Origin of the sequence: Flavobacterium kochi (assembly GCF_048286715.1) — a bacterium.
Lineage (GTDB): Bacteria > Bacteroidota > Bacteroidia > Flavobacteriales > Flavobacteriaceae > Flavobacterium.
This window is the reverse complement of record NZ_JBLVPW010000003.1, coordinates 87,901-108,396: the sequence shown is the minus strand read 5'-3', so window position 1 is coordinate 108,396 and position 20,496 is coordinate 87,901. Positions and strand designations below refer to the sequence as shown.

Genomic DNA, 20,496 nt, shown 5'->3' with positions numbered 1-20,496 from the left:
TTTTTATAATATATGTCACCAAATATAATAAAAATAGCACATAATTTCGCTAAATCTATCGGTTTAAATGCTCTTTCTATCAAAGAATTATCCAATTTACAGATTCTTTTTCTTCTCTTTTTCCTGCGCATCAATCACAGCAATAGCAGCCATATTTACCATTTCTTCTACGCTTGCGCCAAGTTGAAATATATGAACTGGTTTTCCCATTCCTAACATGATAGGTCCTATTGAATCTACTTTATTTAACTCTTTCAAAAGTTTATAGGTAATATTGGCCGATTCCAGATTCGGGAAAATTAAGGTGTTTACTTTTTTACCCGCCAGTTTAGAAAACGGAAACTTTTCCTTCAACATTTCTGGATTCAATGCAAAATCAGCCTGAATTTCTCCATCAATAACCATATCAGGATGATTTTTATGCAAATAAGTGACTGCTTCTCTAACTTTTGCAGCACTTTCATTTGTTGAAGAACCAAAATTAGAATACGATATCATTGCAATTACGGGCTCCACTCCAAACATTCTTGCAGTTTTCGCAGTCATAATAGCAATTTTAGCCAAATCATCCGCTGATGGATTGATGTTTATAGCCGTGTCTGATAAAAACATTGGCCCACGGGCCGTCATCATCATATTTGTAGTGGCAACAAGAGAAGCCCCGGGAGCTTTACCAATAAGTTGCAACATTGGTTTTACAACTGATGGATAACTTCTGGAATGTCCGCTAACCAATGCATCTGCTTCGCCCTCATTGACCATCATCGCTGCAAAGTAGTTTCTTTCACGCATTAATTTCTGAGCATCAAATAAAGATATCCCACGTCTTTGTCTGGATGACCAATAGGTATTTGCAAATCTATTTCTTCTAGATTCCTCTTCTTTTATTTTTGGATCAATAATTTGAACATCGGCATCAAAACCAAGCTCTTCTTTTAATTCTAAAATTATTTCTTTATTCCCTAATAAAATTGGGAAACCGATACCTTCTTCTAATACAATTTGAGCCGCTTTAAGAACATCTAAATGATCCGCTTCAGCAAAAACGATTCTTTTTGGATCCATTTTAGCTCTATTGGTAATCAACCGAACCATTTTGTTATCATTCCCCAAACGATCCAAAAGTTCTTCCTCATACTTTTTCCAATCGGTAATAGGATTTAACGCCACTCCAGAATCCATCGCAGCTTTTGCAACAGCTGGTGCCACAATAGTTATCAATCTTGGATCAAATGGCTTTGGAATTATGTATTCTTTTCCAAAAACCAACTTAGTTGCCCCATAGGCAACATTTACCTGTTCTGGAACAGATTCTTTTGTCAATAAAGCGAGTGCTTTCACAGCTGCCATCTTCATGGCTTCGTTTATTTTGGTTGCACGAACATCAAGCGCTCCTCTAAAAATATAAGGAAATCCGAGAACGTTATTCACCTGATTAGGAAAATCAGAACGTCCCGTAGCCATTATAACATCTTTTCGAGTTGCAACAGCAAGATTATAGTCAATTTCCGGATCTGGATTTGCCATTGCAAAAACGATTGGATTTTCTGCCATTCCCATCAACATTTGTGGAGACATAATACCTCCTGTTGACAAACCTAAAAAGATATCTGCACCAATTAATGCTTCCTCAAGACTTATTGGTTTTATGTCTCTAGCATATTTTTGTTGCAAATCCGAAAGAGCAGGATTGTCTTTTGTCAAGACTCCCTTACTGTTAAACATCAATATATTTTCCACTTTAACTCCTAACAAAACATACAAATCAGCACAGGCAAGAGCGGCAGAACCAGCTCCCGAAACAACCATTTTTACATCTTCTGATTTTTTATTAGCCAGTTCTAATGCATTCAACAAAGCAGCCGATGAGATAATAGCCGTTCCATGTTGATCGTCATGCATAACAGGAATATTCAACTCTTCAACCAATCTTCTCTCTATCTCAAAAGATTCCGGAGCTTTAATATCTTCTAAATTAATTCCACCAAAAGTTGGCGCTATGTTTTTGACTGTCTGGATAAATTCCTCAATATCCTTAGTCCCGATTTCAATGTCAAACACATCAATATCGGCAAATATTTTAAATAGCAATCCTTTACCTTCCATTACGGGTTTAGACGCCTCAGGACCAATGTCTCCAAGCCCTAACACTGCAGTACCATTAGTGATTACTGCTACCAAATTTCCTTTAGCTGTATATTTATAAACATTATTAACATCTTTTGCAATTTCTAAACATGGCTCGGCCACACCAGGGGAATATGCCAAAGACAAATCTCTTTGTGTTGCATATTTCTTAGTAGGAACTACCTGAATTTTACCAGGAGTTGGCTTTGCATGGTATAATAATGCTTCTCTTCTTTTGCTGTTTTTGTCCATTGTTTTTAGATTTTATTCTCTCATACAAAGATAGAAGACTTGGTTTAAAAAGTTGGCTTTTATCCTATTCTTTTATAAAAAAACAGGCTAGCCCGAGCAGATACAAATAAAAATAGCTGCAAAAATTCGCAGCTATTTTATTTATCGGACTATTTAACTTTTATTGTGTAATATAGGAGTTTAAATGTTGAATCGTATCTTTTTGGATGTCGATTATTGCTTTTACAACATCACTTATGGAAATAATTCCTATTACCGTATCGTTTTCTAAAACAGGCAAATGCCTCACTCTTTTAGTACTCATCAATTCCATGCAATAATCTAAATTATCGGAAGGTTTTACAGTAAACACTTCCGTTTCCATGATTTCATGAACCAAGGCTTTCTTTGAAGATTTAGCTTTCAAAACGATTTTTCTGGCATAATCTCTTTCAGACAAAACTCCTTTCAAAACCCCCTCTTCAATAATAAGAATGGCCCCAATGTTTTTCTCGCTCATCACTGTCAAAGCTTCGTATACAGTGTTAGTGGAAAGTACTGCGTAAACTTCCTTTCCTTTTGTGCTTAATATTTGATTAACAGTCATGATAGTTAGGTTTAATTTACCATAAAGTTAAAAAAAATAGCATTCAAAAGATAATTTTTTTTATTTATTTCACATTAAAACAATTCTTCAGGCGAAGTCAGCTGATTTAGTTGTTGTTTTAAATTGTCGCTCAATAACTGCAACCCATATTGATACGATGCGTTCACCCAACCAAATCCTTCTTTGGCGATATAGTCAAATTCAGTTCCCACATTGCCATATTCAGCAAAAACTTTATGCGAACTGATTTCTAAATCAAATTTCTCAGGGATCGTTCCGTTGTATTCTACGGAATTTTTGGTAATTAACCACAACCATCGGTAGACCATTTCTTGCGCCTTATTGAAAAACTTATATTTAATTAGCCCCTCCCACAATAACATTTGATGTGGCGCCCAACCAAACGGATAGTCCCATTGCCGTTGTGGTGCATCTTTTGAAAAACGATCACTACTCGCTTTGGTACTTCCTGTAATGCCTCCCTCTTTTATAAATTGAGGCAACGCTATTTCAACTAATTTTTTAGCCTGGTCCTCATTACACAAACCAGCCCATAAAGTAAAAAATGTAGTTGCTGCTTCAAATGGAAATTGATTTTTAGCCACAAAATCATAGTCGAAATACATGCCTAATTCTTCATTCCAACACAATTCGTCCATCTTCCCTTTTCTAAAAAGCGCTTTCTCTTCCCATTCTTCCGAAGTATAGGTCAGCGCTCCAACTTGGAAAGCATTGTTGAAATATTCCTTTATCAAATACGCGATATCCTTTTCATATTTGTACAGAAAACTATTGACATCCACCGAATTCAAATTAGCACATCTATTTATCAGTCTATCAGTTGTATCGTGACCACTTTCTCTCAAACTTCGATCATGAATAAAGTAGGTATCAAGCTCAGCATCAACAAGAGTCCTGTTTAAGTATCGTTTTTCAAATTCCGCAATGGGTAAGTTGTATTTTTTTGCATACGGTTCTAAAACATCATCAAAATGCCCAGGCTCTACTTCGAAAGGCATACCAACCCCATCGGCTCTGTATCGATTTAAACCTGTTGGTGTCAATCGGTTTCCCTGCACCATCCAAACCGTATTGTATTCCAAGATAACCGTTTCCAAATGGCCTCTCAACCACTCCGGACTTGGCGCTTTCTTTTTTACAATTTCTATTATCAGAGAAGAATACAATGGTGGCTGTGTCCTTGTTAAATAGTAACTCCTGTTCGCATTTAGAATTTTACCGTAATGAATAATTTGATATTTAAAATTCTCTGCTATAGACATCGCTTTATCGAGTTGATTGTCTATAATTAAACCAACTCCAATAAAGTAACTATCCCAACCATACATCTCATTAAACCTTCCTCCGGGTACTACAAAGGGCACTCCTTGCAAACTGGATCTTTTTTGCTCTAAAGCTAAAGCCAAAATACCCGGTTTTGTATTTAATGTCTCTACATATTCCATCGAAAAATGTTCCGGTAAAATACCTACTTTAAAATTCTGAAGTTCTTTTTCCAGTTCCTGAAAATAGGCAACCCCTTGTTTGTCTTTTGCCGAAACATAAAGGGTAGGGACTTCATTGGTGGTTTTTTCGTCCTTAAGAATTTGATCTAAACCTTTTCTATCAATAGTTCGCGTCAATTCGTTCCAATAATCATCTCTGATTTTTCTTGAAATCCGTTCTACAGGATTTTCTTGAATGCGGCTCAAATCTACTTCACCTACATTCACCTTATTTTCCTTTAATAAAGCCAATTCCTGAAGTAAATTTGACAAATGATACGTTCCCTCAATAACAATCTCTTGTTTTGTGTTTTCATCTACTAAAGCAAACTTTTTAGGTCCTTTATCATCTTTAGTGATTTTTTTATCTTTATCAGTATCTTCCTGAAGTAGTAATTCATGAAATACCCTGTCTATGTTAATTAGTAAATTCATATTTTAGAAGTAAGTTTTTTTAGTATAAAGAATGAAACAAGTAGTAAAGACATTGGAATTAAAGTATAGAAAAAAGCATTTTCAGGACCTTCATTTTTGAATAAATAACCAATAATTCTAGATCCAAGCGTACCTCCAAGAGCGGAAAAAACAACAATTAAACCCGTCATCGAACTATGCAATTTTTTTGGCAAAGCGCTCAAAACAACTGAATTTAAAAGCGGATAAATCGGTGCAATAAAAAGTCCAACCAATGGAAATGCAAATCCTATCAATGGAATATCGGTAAGTGAATTAATTTCTTTTACCTCTAACCCAACTGTTTTTGGGAGTAGAAAAACAACAATTAACATCGCCATTACGATACAAAAACTGAGCACCCAAATCCAATTTATTTTTTTTGTAATCACACCGGCTAAAAGCCGTCCGACTGCTAAAGTAATGGCTAATATACTTGCCATCATAATACTTACATTTTGTGGCAGATGCAGCACTTTACTATTGAATGTAGGCAGCCAGGACATAATCCCTTGTTCTATCATTACAAACAAAAAAGCACTGATTACAAAAACGACAGTTAGCAGCTGAGCAAATAATTTGAACATTTGTACAAAATCATCGACCAAATTAACTCCGGGAATTTCAGTTTGGGTTTCAAATTTTGTAAAAAACAAAAATCCAAATGAGACTAATGAAATTCCAGCCAACAACCAATAGACATTTAACCATGAATCCGGATTTGTATCAGAATTAAAAGCAGGAAATAAAAAGTAAGCTAAGGCAATTCCTATCATAAAAACTCCTTCAATACTGCTCATCAAACTATTATGCTCTTTCTGATTTTCTGTTATTGTTCCAATTAACGAATATACGGAGACTTTTATTAAGGCAAATGACACCCCAACAGTGGCAAAGAGCACCTTTGCCGTACCAAATGAGTTCCCAAAATACATATTTATGCAGGCTACCGAAACCAATGCCAGTCCTATAAGCATGGCTTTTTTATAACCAATCCGTGGTAAAAAAGAAGCTATTAAAAAAGAAACTATAGCAATGGGTAAATCTTTGAATGCTTCCAAAATACTGGCTTGCAATTCATCTACTCCATAATTCACCTGAGATTTGAGAATTACAATTCCTACACTGTTCAGCAAAATTGCAAACACAAAATAATTCAGATACATCGCAATTTTGACGGCGTTTTTTTTCATTTCTTTTGTTTTTAAAACCTACAAATTTGATTCTGATTCAATTTAAGAATCAGCGTTCAAATATTCTTGAATATTAATTCCTTCTGGTAATCTACCCACATTTTGAAGTTTCAAAACAGCTAATTTTTGAGCTATCGTTATTGTTTCTTCAAAATTTTTATTCAATAATTGTCCATACAAAAAACCAGTCCAAAAAGCATCGCCTGCTCCTGTTGTATCCTTTATATCATCAATATGGGTGGCCTTTTGGTGAAACATTCCGAAATTTTTATCCGATAATACTACACCGTCTTTTCCTTTTGTCAGACAAATAGTTGAAGCGCCTAGTTCATGGAAATATTCAAAAATATAATCTTCAGTTTTCGCTGTTGCAAAAAGTCTGTAGCAATCATCCTCACTTAATTTCACAAGAGGATTAGTTGACAAATATTCTTTTAAAACTTGTTTCGCTTCTTCTCTATCAGGCCATATTCTTTCCGAAAAATTAATATCTATACTAGTTTGCAATCCTAACGCTCTAGCTTTTCTGGCGCTTTCCAAAATCGTTGTTCGAGCTGGATTTTTGCTTAAAGCAAAACAAGTAGTATGAAAGATCTTAGCACTTTGCAGTAACTCTTCTGGAATTTGACTTTGTTTTATGTGATAATCTGCTTCCCTATAAGGAATAAAATCTGGCGTACCAGTAGATTTTGATACGAAAATAACTGATGTTGGCTCAGTATCTGATTTTCTAATTTGGGAAGTAATTACATTATTTAGTTTTAGTTTTCGAACAATATATTCTCCCAAACCATCCTGACCGCAAGTAGCGACCAATACGGATTTCAATCCTAATCTTGCAGCATTCACCGCTACATTTGTAGGCGACCCCCCCAGAAAACGGTGATAATCTTTTGTCCTATTTATCGAAGTATTTACTTCATGACCAATAAAGTCAATCAATACTTCTCCTGCGCATATTATGTCTATTGTTTTTTCCAATTTAAACTAAAAATTTAAAATTTGTATACAAACTTTGATGTAACATCACTGCTGCTGCTGCACTCCATGCACAAAATGGAACTCCATTTGGAGCTTTGGTTTCACTATTGAAATTTTCGTAAAAACTAAAATTTTCAATAGCATTTGCTTCATTTATAGCATTCAAAATTTCATTTGCTTCATTTCCTTTTTCTTTTGCGAGTAACGCCAGACCAAAAAAACCATTAACCATTGACCAACTTCCTCCATTATGAAACTCATTTGGATAATTCCTGAATTCATATTTGCAATTATTTCTGAGCAAATTCCAATCTAAATCGCTTTCCTCAATTGGCGGCCAAAAGGCAGGTATTAATTTTAAAGGTCTTTCATTTGAAAGTTTCACGGCATGTTCTAAAATACTTTTTTGGAAATTTTGATTGCCAATATTCAAATACAAAGCCAAGGAATTGGCGAAAGCATCAAATTGTATTTTATAACCTGCCGGTGAAAAAGAACAAGGCATGAATTCCTGAACATTAGCTTCATTATAAGCCCTCTCGTGGTATTTCTCCCCTACTGAATTAGGAGTAAAATTAATTTCAAGTTGCTCGGTAATTTTTTCAATTTTAGCAGCAACCGAATTATCCTTTGCAAAATAATTATAACTTCTCAATGCCCATATCCTAAGCAATTGATCATATAAAACATAGCCGTCAGTTATGTACTCATCCGCCCAGTTTCCTGAAAGAGGCACATACAACAAATGTTTATTGTTGAATTCCCAAGCCTCAAGAAGCTGTAAGCATTTTTGAATATTACCTTCGTATTTTTTCACGAAAGTGATATCATTTTTATAGAAAGCATATTGGCAAATCCCAATAACAAACCAAGTAACAGCATCTACTCTTCCCGCTAAACCTCCATAACTCACTTCAACAACATCCCCATTTGTCATTACATTTGATGGAATAGTCCCATTATAATGTTGATTATTGGCCAATGTTTCTAATGTCTTACGAAAAGTCGCAATCAAATCATCATCTCCGGCGGCTAAAGCAGCTAATCCACAAATCACACCGTCACGGGCCCAGACTCTTTTATAATTAGAAATATTTTGGGCACTTGCCAGAAACCCTTCAGACGAAGATACTTTTTGAAGTAATTCTATTGCCTTTGTATAATTTAAATCATTCACTTAATTCTTGTTTTTTTGTTTTAATAATTAAGGTACATACTGAACTAATAATCAATAATACACCTGCAAAAGTTATAGCTAATCGAGAATCATTATTCAAAAAATGTTTCAAGATATATCCAAATGAGACATTTTGAATAATCATTGGAATAACAATCATCATATTTATAATACCCATGTAGACCCCATATCTTTCTTTTGGGATATCTGACACGACCATTAAATAGGGTATCCCCATCATACTGGCCCAGCCTATACCAAAGCCTGTTATCGCAAAAAACAATAAATTCTTATCATGTATATGTGGAAAAACCAAAAGACCAATTGCCGCTATAAACAAGCAAAACGCATGCACTTTTTTGGGGCTGTATCTTTTTGCAAATCCTACTAACGCAAATGCCGTCAAAAAAGTTACAACATTATACCATCCATTAACTAATCCTGTCCATCCAACTGCTGCTTCATAAGCTTCAGGATTACTTTTTGGGGTAGCATCCCAAACGGATAAAGCGATACTTTTGGAAGAATTTTGCCAATAACAAAACAAAGCGTACCACTGAAAGAGATAGACTAAAGCCAATTGCCACATGACTTTAGGCATATCACCAATTGCAGAAAAAATTTCTATCAGCGGATCGAATACCCCACCTTTATTTGATTTAATATACAAAAGCTCTTCGGCTGTAGGTGGAATTTCTTTCGTTGTTTTCATACTCCACCAAATTGTTCCAATAGAACAAACTGCTCCTAAAAAGAATGAAGCATAAACCCAAGTGGGCAACGAACCTGTTTTCCCCACAATAATCAGCGGAAAAATGAATAAAGACAAATTGGCTAAGGTTTGCCCCAAACCAGTAAAAAAACTTTGCATCTGAAAACCTAAAGGCAGTTGATTGTCATCTAGTTTATCAGCAATGAAAGCCCTATAAGGCTCCATTGCGGTATTATTACCGGCGTCTAATATCCAAAGTAAGCCCGCCGCCATCCATAGCGAACTACTAAATGGGAACAGCAATAAGGCAACACTACACATCATAGCACCAATGAAAAAATAAGGCTTGCGTCTTCCCCACCTCGGATGCCATGTCTTATCACTCAATGCACCAATTAAAGGTTGTATTAATAATCCTGTAACCGGACCCGCAAGATTAAGTAATGGAATTTGGTCAGGACTTGCACCTAAAAAATCATAAATTGGATTTACGGCACTTTGTTGTAAACCAAAACTATATTGAATACCAAAAAAACCAACATTCATATTCCAAATTTGCCAAAAATCTAATTTTATTTTACTTCCCATTCTTTGGTTAATGTATTGGTTTGTTAATTTTTTTTAAATTTAATTTTTAAATTCCCAATTCAATGATAATTAAAACAAAAAACGTTTTCGGAATAACCGAAAACGTTTTCGAAATGTTAAAATAAACTATAAAAAGCTATTTATTTTATCGCAACTGGAATAAATATTTTAGCTTCCCATTCCAATTCATTACCCCCATTAAAAGGATTTGTAATAAAATTTTCTACCGGTTTATTTTCCAATATAATATTATTTCTCTTCGCATAATCCTGTAAAGCAAACCATGCTCTGTCCGAGGTCCTAAAACTCCCATAATAAGTAGCCTTCAAACCTTTAACAGCTGGCAATGTTTTGAATTTAACAAACTCATTTTCGATAATTTTCGTGTTCTTATCAATTGGAAAGCAATAATTAAAACGGATTGTTTCTTTATCAAGATCCCAACTTTCAATTTCTAAATAAGGCCTTCCTATTATCTTAATATTGTTCTGCTGCAAAAAACCAGTAATAATTCCATCGTTGGCAATCATGCTTTGTGCTTTTTCCTGCAATACACTGGTCAGCTTTAAATACGCCACAAATGTTTCTTCAGAAGTACCTTCACCATCAATTTTGACTTTAAAGTTTTTTATATGGTTATTTAAGCCGTTTTTAAAATCAGTTATTTTTTTAATTTGTTCCACTTTAAATCTGGTATTGTAAAAAGGAGCAGTAAGCCTATTGAACAAACTCGTATTGAAATCCTTTATACCGACATTTACTGAAGTAACCGAATCATTAATCGATTTCATTTCCCAGGTATATTCCGTTTGGACATTCCCCCTTCTCATCTCTTCCTTTATGAAATCAAAATTCTTCTTTTCCGTAATGGTATACTTTTCCTTTTGATTTACTTCCTGAGATGCAGACCATTCCTGAATACCTTGAAAAATAGTTCCTGTGGCGGCATTAACTTTAAATGAAATACAATAATCACTTTTTTTTATAAATAAATACCACCCTAAAAACAATAAAAAAAATGTACTAAACCCTATTATATATTTTTTTCTTGCTGTCATTATTATTTAAGCATCTTTAATTTTTTATTTAAATAATTGCCAATATTATTCCCTTGTTTGATCCCGTTCTCAACTGCTGCCCGATAATGAATCCCTCCGTACAACCTGCTTATTGCAGCTTCTGCAGCTGCTTGCTTGAAGGACTTAAAAGGTCTTTTAGGCAATCCGAAAGAGACTTCCGAATCATCAATGTAACTAAAATTATCTCCAAAAATAGAGGTTAAAATCAGCGACGAACAGGAAGAAATCACGGAATGTCCGCTAGTATATTCTGGAAAAGGGGGGGTTTGCAATTGTGGTCTCCAATTTTCATCAATATTTTGATTAATATAGGTTTCAGGTCTAACTACATTACTTTTAAATTTCTCATTCCAACAACTGATAATACTTTCAAAAACTCCAATTGATGTTTTAGTATAGGCAAAAACGGCAGTTCCAAAATCAGATTTATCTTTTTTCAAGGCAATTTTGGTTATATTCATCCAATGTGCATCCGGTGAATTTTTCTTCTTGGCAAACATCATGTGACCTTGAGTAACTGTAGCATACGGATTGCAATCCCAAAAAGTGGCAATCGCTGATTCTTCCGGAATTACAGTACTTTTATTTTTCTCCATGATTATTAATTTTTTGGAAATCATATTTCCTACGTCATAGGTTTCCTTTGCGTCTTTGTAAAAAGTAGAATTTTTATTCGTAGAAAAAGAATAGGCCGCAATTGGTTTAAACTGAGAAGCAGAATCCATAACTAAAGTTCTTATTTCACCCCAATGTGGTTCAACCGCATCCATATAAGCTGGTGGGGTGGGCTGCCATCTTCCTTTCTGATTTGCATAAACAGAAAATTTAGAAAAAGTTCGGGTTTGCTTGTAATTGTCTTTCCCCATCCACTTTTTTATCCGATCTGCCACCTTTAATCCATATTCTTTAGAAACCAGGAATTCCTTAGCATTCTCATTTTCCCATTTTTCATATAAACTGTCTCTGTATTTCTCTAACGCTGCTTCAGAAAAAATTAATTGTTTACTTACTTCAATATGGGCAATAAGTGCCGCCAAATTTTTATTAACGCCACTTTTTGAATCTAGTTTAGGGATAGAATCCAATCCTTTTAACTGCCCTTGCAGACTTTCGTATTTAGTACTGTTTTGAGCCATAATCTCATAGGCCGCCACATTTGGATAAACGTAAATTCTACTCGCAACGGGAGGTGAAAAGATATCATGAACCATAATTCCGGTTACAGTATCCACAGCAGCACAGAAATCATTTGTTGTAACCTTAATTGTATTTTCTTTTTTACAAGAAATTAAAAAGAACGTTATAAGTCCTAAAAGATAAATTTTAGATTTCATTTTATTTTGGTTTAATTATTTTGTTTGTAGTATTTTGTTTGCAGTATTTTTTAAATTAATTTTTAACCATAGGCATTTCGTACACCTCAGTTTTGTTATTATTGATGGTAATCAATAAATATTTTTTACCATTGAAATTGATAACATCCAAATGCTTAACGGCCTTCTGAGTTAAATCGACACCAATTTGATTTCCCAAATAGATTGTTTTTTCGTTTTTTATTAAAGCTCCTGAAAACCCATCAAATCGGCTGTGATAAGGGGACACTCCAAAATAATTTCCTGCCGCAAAAACTTCTTCTTTTTTATCAGAATCAAAATTTGATTTTACAAAACAGGTAATTGGTGCCACTTGCATTTTATTCGAAAAAGCAACAAAAGTAAATTTTCCTTTGTCATTTCTTAAATACCCCGATCTCAAATTGTGCACTTCATATAATTTTGCCTTTTCGAGCATTTTTGGATCAAAAACCTCTTCTAATGTTTTACCGGCAAATGATTTATAGCTATTAAATTTCTTCTTGAGCATTCCACTAAATTGCTCCGCTAATTCATCCAGTCCCAGGGTCGTGTAGTATTTCCCATTTTTTTCTTTAGCCACAATAGTTTCAAAAGAACCATTTCCGTCAAAATCATCGTAATACATCTTCATAGGAAACGCTTGGGAAGCTTTGAATTTAGAATTCATTCCCCAGTTTCCAACCAAATAATCCTGATCGCCATCATTATCAATGTCAAAAGGCAGTATAGATTGCCATATTCCATTGCTTTTCTCAGGAAAGACTGTTTCAGTTACATCTTTAAACTTTCCATTAGTATTTGCGAAAAAAGTAGGTTTCATCCACTCCCCTATAGCGATAATATCTATTTTACCATCTGTATTAAAATCATTAAAAATAGCGTCGGTAACCATTCCAATTTTCGAAAAAGTTTTATTTTCCACAATAGTAAAAACACCTTTATTATTGTTCAGCAAATAACAGTCCGGCATACTTCCAAATCTATTGTTCACCGAATTATTGGCAATAAAAACGTCTAAATCACCATCTTTATCGTAGTCGAACATTTTTACAACCGAAGCATTTTGGGCTAATTTAGGCAAATCCGTTTTTACCAACTGACCCGTATTCGCTAAATACAATCGGTCTTGCAAATTAGATGCATTTTCACCGCCACCGGAAACCACAAACAAATCGTTTATTTTATCGTTGTTAAAATCACCAATTACAGCCGAAGCATCTTCAAAAACAGAATCGTTTTCAATTTCCTTATATGGTTTTTTAGTAAACCCTGTTGGATTTTGAAGGTAAATGGCTGCTCTTTTATTTTTGGCTCCACCAAAGAAAACATCATCCCTACCATCTCCATTTAAGTCGCCAACTGCCGTTGCTGGTCCACGATCAGAACGTTGGTACGGAATTAATTTTTGGAACACAAAATCGATATAATCATTTTCCTGATGCATAAAGTCAATCCCTAAATTAGTGGCTACCTTTTTAAAAATAGGCAGCACCGCAGGATGCAATTTAGCATAATCAAATGCTTTTCGGTTGTTATTGGGTTTTATAGTCAGTGTTTGACAGGTTTTAACATCCTTCAATGTCTGATAGGTTTTGTCCGGCCAAATAACCACTAACGAATCTACCTTTTTTGTCTGACCATAACCAAAATGAATAATAGGCTCCGAAGAAGATTGAAATCCTCTTGTACTCTGGAGTTCTTTGAATTGTTTTTTGCCTTTAGAATAAGAAATCACTTTGGTCCCAATACCAAAAGTGTTTTTTCCGCCAAACTGCAATTTCAATTTCAAATAGTTCGAATTCTTATTGGTACCGTTTATATAAACGGATGCTACACTATTTAAATTATTCGTAATTACGTCTAGATCCCCATCATTATCAATATCAGCATAACCGCTGCCATTTGAAATTATAGAATCATTTTCGATCCAGTCTTTCGATCTGTTTTTAAACATTAAATCTTTCGAACCTTGAAAAACATAATTGGAGACATTGCCTTTTGGCATTTTCCTTAAAGCTTCTTTGTCCAACAATTTAGTTGTGCTGATTTTACTTTTTATCTGATCATTTGAAAAGTATTTCACATAATCCAAATCGTTGGGACGTTTCGGAATTCCATTACATACAAATATATCCTGTTCTCCGTCTTCATCATAATCCGCAAATAATGGGCTCCAACTCCAATCAGTAGCCGCAACACCACTTAATAAAGCCGTTTCTGTAAAATGATCTCCTGTTTGATTCAGTTGCAACATGTTTCGGGTGTACTGGTAATGATAGCCTAATTTCTCTGTTCGCATTTTCAGCATCTGAACATTGTCATCACCCAATGAAGATTTCAAAACTTTTTCGTCCTCCGGAAGCATGTCTAATGTCATAATATCAGGAAATCCATCATGATTCACATCTGCAACGTCCACTCCCATTGAGAATCTACTGGTATGTCCAAAATGTTTTTTCAAACTTTCCGTAAAAGTCCCGTCCCCGTTATTTAAGTAGTAATAATCGTCTTCATGAAAGTCATTACAAACGTAAATATCAGGATACCCATCAAGATTAAAATCAGAAACCGCTATTCCTAGACCGTACCCATTAGCACCACCAAAAATCCCGGCCTGCTCACTTACGTCAACAAATTTATTATTGTCATTTCTAAATAATTTATCTCCGCATTCGTAGCTTCTCTTATTTCTAATTTCAGCATTACCAAATGACAATTCAGAATGGACAGCATGATTTAATAAGTACATATCTAAATCACCGTCATTATCATAATCAAAAAATGCAGCCGATGAACTATAATTATCAAGATCTAATCCATATTCAGCGGCGCTTTCGGTAAATGTATTGTTCTTGTTATTGATAAACAACTCGTTATGCCCTTCAAAACCATTGATGCCAACAACCGCACAAACATAAATATCTAAATAGCCATCACCGTTTACATCTGCCATTATAGCACCCGCATTCCAGTCACTTTGACCTTCAACGGCAGCTTTCTTACTAATATCTTCAAATTTATTCCCTCCTTTATTCAAATACAATTTATTTTTACCTTGATTTGAAGTAAAATAAATATCTACCAGACCATCATTATTGATATCTCCCAATGCGACTCCGCCGCCATTGTAATAATAGAGATAATCTAAAATAGAAATGTTTTTGGATTCTAACAATTGGTTATTGAACGTAATATTACTTTTCTCCGACGGTAGTTTTTCAAATAACTGATCTTGTTTTTTTGAACAACTGACCATCAGCAATAAAACGAATGCTATTCTAAAAAAATTATTCATTGCGTGTAAATATTTTAGGGATATTATCATTAATAACAGCTATAACAGCAATAGTGTTACTCTTGTTTTTTATTGTTTTAATATGTTTTATTTCACCTTTCATGAAGAAACCTGATTTATTATAAGGCAATATAGAAAAAGTTCCCTTTTTACTTCCTAAGAGAACAGTTCCATAACTGGCATCTAATCTGGAGAATTGAGGCTTGAATTCATATTGATTGCCGCCCAGAATCAAATCTAAGATTCCATCTTTATTTATATCCAAAGTACAGATCGTATTTACACAGGAAAACTGAACTTCTTTTGGTAACACTTTTACTTCAAATTTTCCATTTCCTTTGTTAATAGCGATGACACTTTCCTGAATTGTTGTTGTTTTTTGGATCGAATTATCAACTATATCTTGAGCAAAAAGTTCCTGAAATGATTTTTTGGAATAGTCGGCATAACTTAAATTCTTCTTTTTGACAGAAGGTATTTGTTTGGCCAATTCCTGTTTTAAATGAATAGGTACATCTCTATTATCAATAAACCGGGTTGCAATTTGCTCAATAGTTCCATTATTGTCGAAATCATTTACAAATAATCGCATCGGATTAGTACTTGACGCTTTATAAGGAGTATTAGTTCCTTTATTTCCCAGCACAAGGTCTTTTTTGCCGTCATTATTCAAATCTACACAACTCACCGCATTCCAAAAACCTTTTAATTCCGTAAGGTTCGATTTGTAGTCGGCAAAACGTCTTCCAGTATTTTTGAATATTCGAGGGGCCATCCAATCGCCTACAATAATTAAATCTTTTTTACCGTCATTATCAATATCTTCCCAAACAGCATCAGTAATCATTCCTACCTCATTCAATTTGAAAGCTTTCTTATCAGTGACGTTTGTGAAATTTCCTTTACCATCATTTTCCAATAATAATTGTTTTGGATCAATTCCATAGACCCCGGGAACACTTCGACTGCCGATAAAAACATCAATATCGCCATCAGTATCAAAATCATTTGTAGCTATTACCGATACATTATTGTTTGTCGATGGAATATTTGATTTACTTTTTGTAAAAATCCCTTTTCCATTATTCAAATACAATCTGTTTTTATAATTCGTTTGATCTGTTTTTTCGTTTCCGCCGGAACCCACTAGTAAATCTTGATCGCCATCCCCATCTGCATCAAAAAAACTGGCTGCAGTATCTTCATAACTCGAGTCGCTTTCTAAATCCTTTTGACCCGTAGTCGTATAATCATTACCGTTATTCAAATAGATTTTACCCGCTTGTCCTTTGGCTCCGCCAATGAAAAGATCCTCATTTCCGTCTCCATTAACATCTGCAACAGCTAACGAAGGTCCTTCTTGCGAAAGTTCTTTCGAGATCAAACCTTCATAATCAAAATCGATATAATCATTTTCTTTATGTGTTAAAAACTGATTTTTCTTTTCTAAAAACAATGGTTTCGGTTTATCAATTTTAGGAATATAATTTAATTTCGCATCTATACTATTCAAACTGATTGTACAATTATTTTTTATTTTTTTAATAGTTTGAAATTTACTGTTGGGCCAAATCACTTGTAAGGAATCAATTTTTTTTGTTCCAATTCCAAAAGTCATAACATAATCAACGGAGGATTGAAAACCTCTTGACGGAATTAACTCTTGTCTTAAAATTTCTTTTCCTGAAAACAATTGAACAATACTTCCAACTCCAAATTTGTTTTGGTTATCCCCCTTTAGTTTCACTTTTATAAAATGATTTTCTTTATTTTTTTCAGAATTATTTTTATAAACAAAGGCCTCCATATTGACATTATTGACGATCAAATCCAAATCACCATCGTTATCTAAGTCGCCATAAGCAGCACCATTAGAAAAACTTGGTGTATCCAATCCCCAATTTTTGGCTTCATTAGTAAATGTTAGATTTTTATTATTTTTGAATGCATAATTTGGTATTGGTGTACTTGGCATTTTAGTGATAATCGTTTCAATTTCCTCTTTCTTACCAGTAACTATCATTTTTTGCATGAATTCATTAGCAAAAAAATCAACAAAATCCTGATTGGTCAAATCGTTATAAATCCCATTACATACATAAATATCTTTGTAGCCGTCATTATCCATATCAAACATTAATGCACCCCAACTCCAATCTGTTTTAGAGACACCCGCATAATTCGCAATTTCAAGAAATTGATTGTTGCCATTGTTGAGTTGCAATGTATTTTGCATGTACTGATTGAAAAAATCCAAATTTAATTTTCTAAGGTATAAATCATAGTTTTCAAAATTTGTAGTAGTTTTTAAACGCTCATCGTGTTCAGGCAACATATCTGTTACAAAAATATCGGCTTTACCATCATTGTTTATATCAGCCATATCGGCACCCATAGAAGATTGACTGATGTGAGACGCCCATCCTTGAATTTGCTCTGTAAAAGTTCCGTTTTTATTATTAATGTATAAATAATCTCTTTCATAAAAATCATTAGAAATATAAATGTCCGGATATAAATCGCCATTTACATCTCCTACAGTAACTCCTAAACCAAAACCGATAAGACTTCCGTATATACCGGCTTCTTTACTGACATCAGTAAATTTACCATTATCATTTCGCAGTAGTTTATCCCCACCGCCTTTAAGAATATCAGCTACATCCCAGTCTTTATCCCGTAGATCTCTTTTATTGGAATAATTAAGGCTACTTACCGGAATAAAACTATTGTTTAAAATATAACAATCTAAATCACCGTCCTTATCATAATCAAAAAAAGCAGCATGGGTTGTAATACCTGTGTCAGCAAGATTGTATTGTTCAGCCTTATCAGTAAATGTCAAGTTACCGTTATTAATAAAAAGCTGACTTTTTCTTATGGAGTTAATGTTGTTCCCTGCGCTACAAACATATATATCAAGTAATCCATCTCCGTTTATATCAACCATTACAACACCTGTTGACCATGATTTATTCCCTTCGACACCCGCTTTTTTAGAGATGTCTTTAAATTTGAAATTTCCTTTATTCAAATAGAGTTTACTGGCACCAAGGTTAGAAGTAAAATACACATCGCAAAGTCCATCATTATTGACATCTCCGATTGCAACACCCCCACCGTTGTAAAAATTTCTGTATTTGAATATATTCATATTCTCACCATTCTTAATTTCATTTACAAAATTAATTCCGGTATTTGTAGAGTCTAATTTAGAAAATAAAGCATCCTCATTTCCTGAATTTTCTTTAGAGCAGTTGGAGAAAAGCAAAATAAAAAGTAGAAATAAAATAATACGATTAAACATATTTAAAACTATTTAATTAGGTAATTAGATTTGACCAATTTATATATTATTCATTATAAAAAAAAATTAATAATAAAAATAAATAGGTGATTTTTAAATAAAAAAAGCTCATTTCTAAGTGCTAAACCAATGAAAATTAGCTGTTTTTTTCGCTATTTAAAAAAAACCTCTAAAGTGGCGTACACTTTTAAATACCGTAAGAAAAAACGGTGTAGTATAAAAAAAATAAAGAGGGTAAATAAATACCCTCTTTACAACTAACTCAAAACACAATAAATTGCAAACAAAGCCTTAGTAACCAGGGTTTTGTTTTAAATTCGGATTAAACAAAGCGTCTGCTGGTATAGGAAACAAAGCATATCTATTATCAGAAACGTATGGTTTTAGTTCTCTTTTTTCCAGGAATTTACCAAAACGAATCATATCATTTCTTCTCCATCCTTCATTCCATAATTCCTTACCTCTTTCTAAATAAATAGCATCTAATGTAGTCGGAATAGTTCCTGGCACATTCGTTCTGGCAACTAATTTTGCAAGTTTTACTAAATCATTAACTCCAGTTCCTCCTCTTAGAATTGCTTCTGCCTTCATTAATAAAGCATCAGAATAACGCATCAGTTCATAATCATTTTCTGGAGTACCTAAATTAGCCGCATCCGGAATATATTTCTGAGTTCTAATACCAGCCGTTTCAAGTGTAGCGCCTCCAGTAATCAAAGTTAAAGCGGCAGTATAAATCAAAAGATTTCCATTTCTATCTTTTAGATTTACAGTTCCTGCAGGAATATTAGTATATGCCACTCCATTCGCATCTTTATCTTTACCATTTTCATCACGATTTTTTCCGTTTTTCATTTGGCCTATTTGAAACCCTACATTGTTTCCAAAAGCATCAATAATAGCTTGATCCGAATTTTTAATACGTCTGTCATTAGGATTAAATTTGTTATAGTATTCCGCTACAGTGGCAAAACCATTCCATCCATCTGGTGTTTGCTGGTAGTGCATACCCGCTCTCCATCTTGATTGAATTCCTCCTCCAGCTCCTCCTCTTACATTTTTAGAAGAGAATAATATCTCCGGTGAAGTATTGTTATTCGGTTTAAAGTTATCCCAATAATCATCTGCTAGAGTGCTGCTTATTGCATCTACATGAGTCACCACTTTTGTCATATCAGCTGCATCAAAAACATAAGGCCCTGCAGCATCAGCTGCATTGAAAACTCCTTTGTTTAAATACAATTTAGCCAATAAAAAGTGAGCGGCATCCTTGTTTGCAATACTCGCATCTCCAGCAGTACGTGCAGGCAAACTTGCGACAACAGCCTCCAATTCAGTAATTACAAAAGCTGTAGCCTCTTGTCTGGTCCATACTTTTGGATCCTCTTCTAATGAACTGCCAACTTCTCTGTAAGGCACTTGACCAAACAAATCAATTATACTATAGTAGTAAAATGCTCTTAAAAAACGGGCTTGAGTTACTTCAGCAGCCGTACCGTTTTCTACAACTAAATTACAGTTATAAACGTTTGACAACAAAGAATTCCATGCTCCTTTAACTTCATTATGATCCGGTGCCCAAGTATGGGTATGCAATTGTCTCCATTTTGCATTATCGTCCCAGTCACCCCCACGGGTAGGCCCCACTAAAGCATCGGTTGACATTTCATCTAAGGCATACATTCCGCCTATATCTTGAAAGGCTCTTAATCCTTCGTAAGATTTGGTTAACAGAGATGCAGTATTAACCGGAGCAGTTGCTCCACCCCCTATAACTACACCATCTAACACTTCCTCATCTAGATTGGTACAACTTACTCCCAGTACTACTGTACTTGCAAACAAGATGCTTTTTATAATATTTATTCTTTTCATTGTTTTTTTAA

12 protein-coding genes are annotated in these 20,496 nt (G+C 34.2%); all 12 read right to left on the bottom strand.

All coding sequences use genetic code 11. The features are described 5' to 3' along the window. Nucleotides 1-96: 96 nt before the first annotated feature. The gene (locus tag ACNQGH_RS04045; protein ID WP_417954701.1) at nt 97-2,379 is read right to left on the bottom strand and encodes an NADP-dependent malic enzyme; all 2,283 of its coding nucleotides are present in this window, start codon (nt 2,377-2,379) and stop codon (nt 97-99) included. Between the two features lie 160 nt (nt 2,380-2,539). After that, nucleotides 2,540-2,965: a CBS domain-containing protein gene (locus ACNQGH_RS04040; RefSeq protein WP_417954700.1), complete on the bottom strand. Its 426-nt coding sequence runs from the start codon at nt 2,963-2,965 to the stop codon at nt 2,540-2,542. Nucleotides 2,966-3,039: 74 nt separating this feature from the next. Beyond that, complete coding sequence (locus ACNQGH_RS04035; protein ID WP_417954699.1) at nt 3,040-4,905, bottom strand: trehalase family glycosidase; 1,866 nt, start codon at nt 4,903-4,905, stop codon at nt 3,040-3,042. Continuing rightward, nucleotides 4,902-6,116, bottom strand: coding sequence for an MFS transporter (locus ACNQGH_RS04030; protein ID WP_417954698.1), 1,215 nt, complete (start codon nt 6,114-6,116; stop codon nt 4,902-4,904). Before ACNQGH_RS04030 ends, ACNQGH_RS04035 begins: the two co-directional genes overlap by 4 nt. A gap of 42 nt (nt 6,117-6,158) precedes the next feature. After that, nucleotides 6,159-7,097, bottom strand: coding sequence for a carbohydrate kinase family protein (locus ACNQGH_RS04025; protein WP_417954697.1), 939 nt, complete (start codon nt 7,095-7,097; stop codon nt 6,159-6,161). Nucleotide 7,098: 1 nt separating this feature from the next. Next, nucleotides 7,099-8,274 (bottom strand): glucosidase family protein, encoded by a 1,176-nt coding sequence (locus tag ACNQGH_RS04020; protein WP_417954696.1) that lies wholly within the window; start codon nt 8,272-8,274, stop codon nt 7,099-7,101. After that, the gene (locus ACNQGH_RS04015) at nt 8,267-9,574 is read right to left on the bottom strand and encodes an MFS transporter (RefSeq protein ID WP_417954695.1); all 1,308 of its coding nucleotides are present in this window, start codon (nt 9,572-9,574) and stop codon (nt 8,267-8,269) included. The genes ACNQGH_RS04020 and ACNQGH_RS04015 overlap by 8 nt, the downstream gene beginning before the upstream one ends. Before the next feature lie 140 nt (nt 9,575-9,714). Next, a complete protein-coding gene (locus ACNQGH_RS04010) occupies nt 9,715-10,632 on the bottom strand; it encodes a GyrI-like domain-containing protein (protein ID WP_417954694.1) in 918 nt (305 codons plus the stop codon). Nucleotides 10,633-10,634: 2 nt separating this feature from the next. Further along, nucleotides 10,635-11,987, bottom strand: coding sequence for a vanadium-dependent haloperoxidase (locus ACNQGH_RS04005; RefSeq protein WP_417954693.1), 1,353 nt, complete (start codon nt 11,985-11,987; stop codon nt 10,635-10,637). A gap of 55 nt (nt 11,988-12,042) precedes the next feature. Beyond that, nucleotides 12,043-15,303, bottom strand: coding sequence for a VCBS repeat-containing protein (locus tag ACNQGH_RS04000; protein WP_417954692.1), 3,261 nt, complete (start codon nt 15,301-15,303; stop codon nt 12,043-12,045). Next, nucleotides 15,296-18,610 carry a VCBS repeat-containing protein gene (locus tag ACNQGH_RS03995; RefSeq protein WP_417954691.1) on the bottom strand — a complete coding sequence of 1,105 codons (3,315 nt, stop codon included), beginning with the start codon at nt 18,608-18,610 and terminating at the stop codon, nt 15,296-15,298. Before ACNQGH_RS03995 ends, ACNQGH_RS04000 begins: the two co-directional genes overlap by 8 nt. 291 nt (nt 18,611-18,901) lie before the next feature. Further along, entirely contained in the window at nt 18,902-20,485 is a 1,584-nt protein-coding gene (locus ACNQGH_RS03990) for a RagB/SusD family nutrient uptake outer membrane protein (RefSeq protein WP_417954690.1), read from the bottom strand. Nucleotides 20,486-20,496 lie beyond the last annotated feature (11 nt).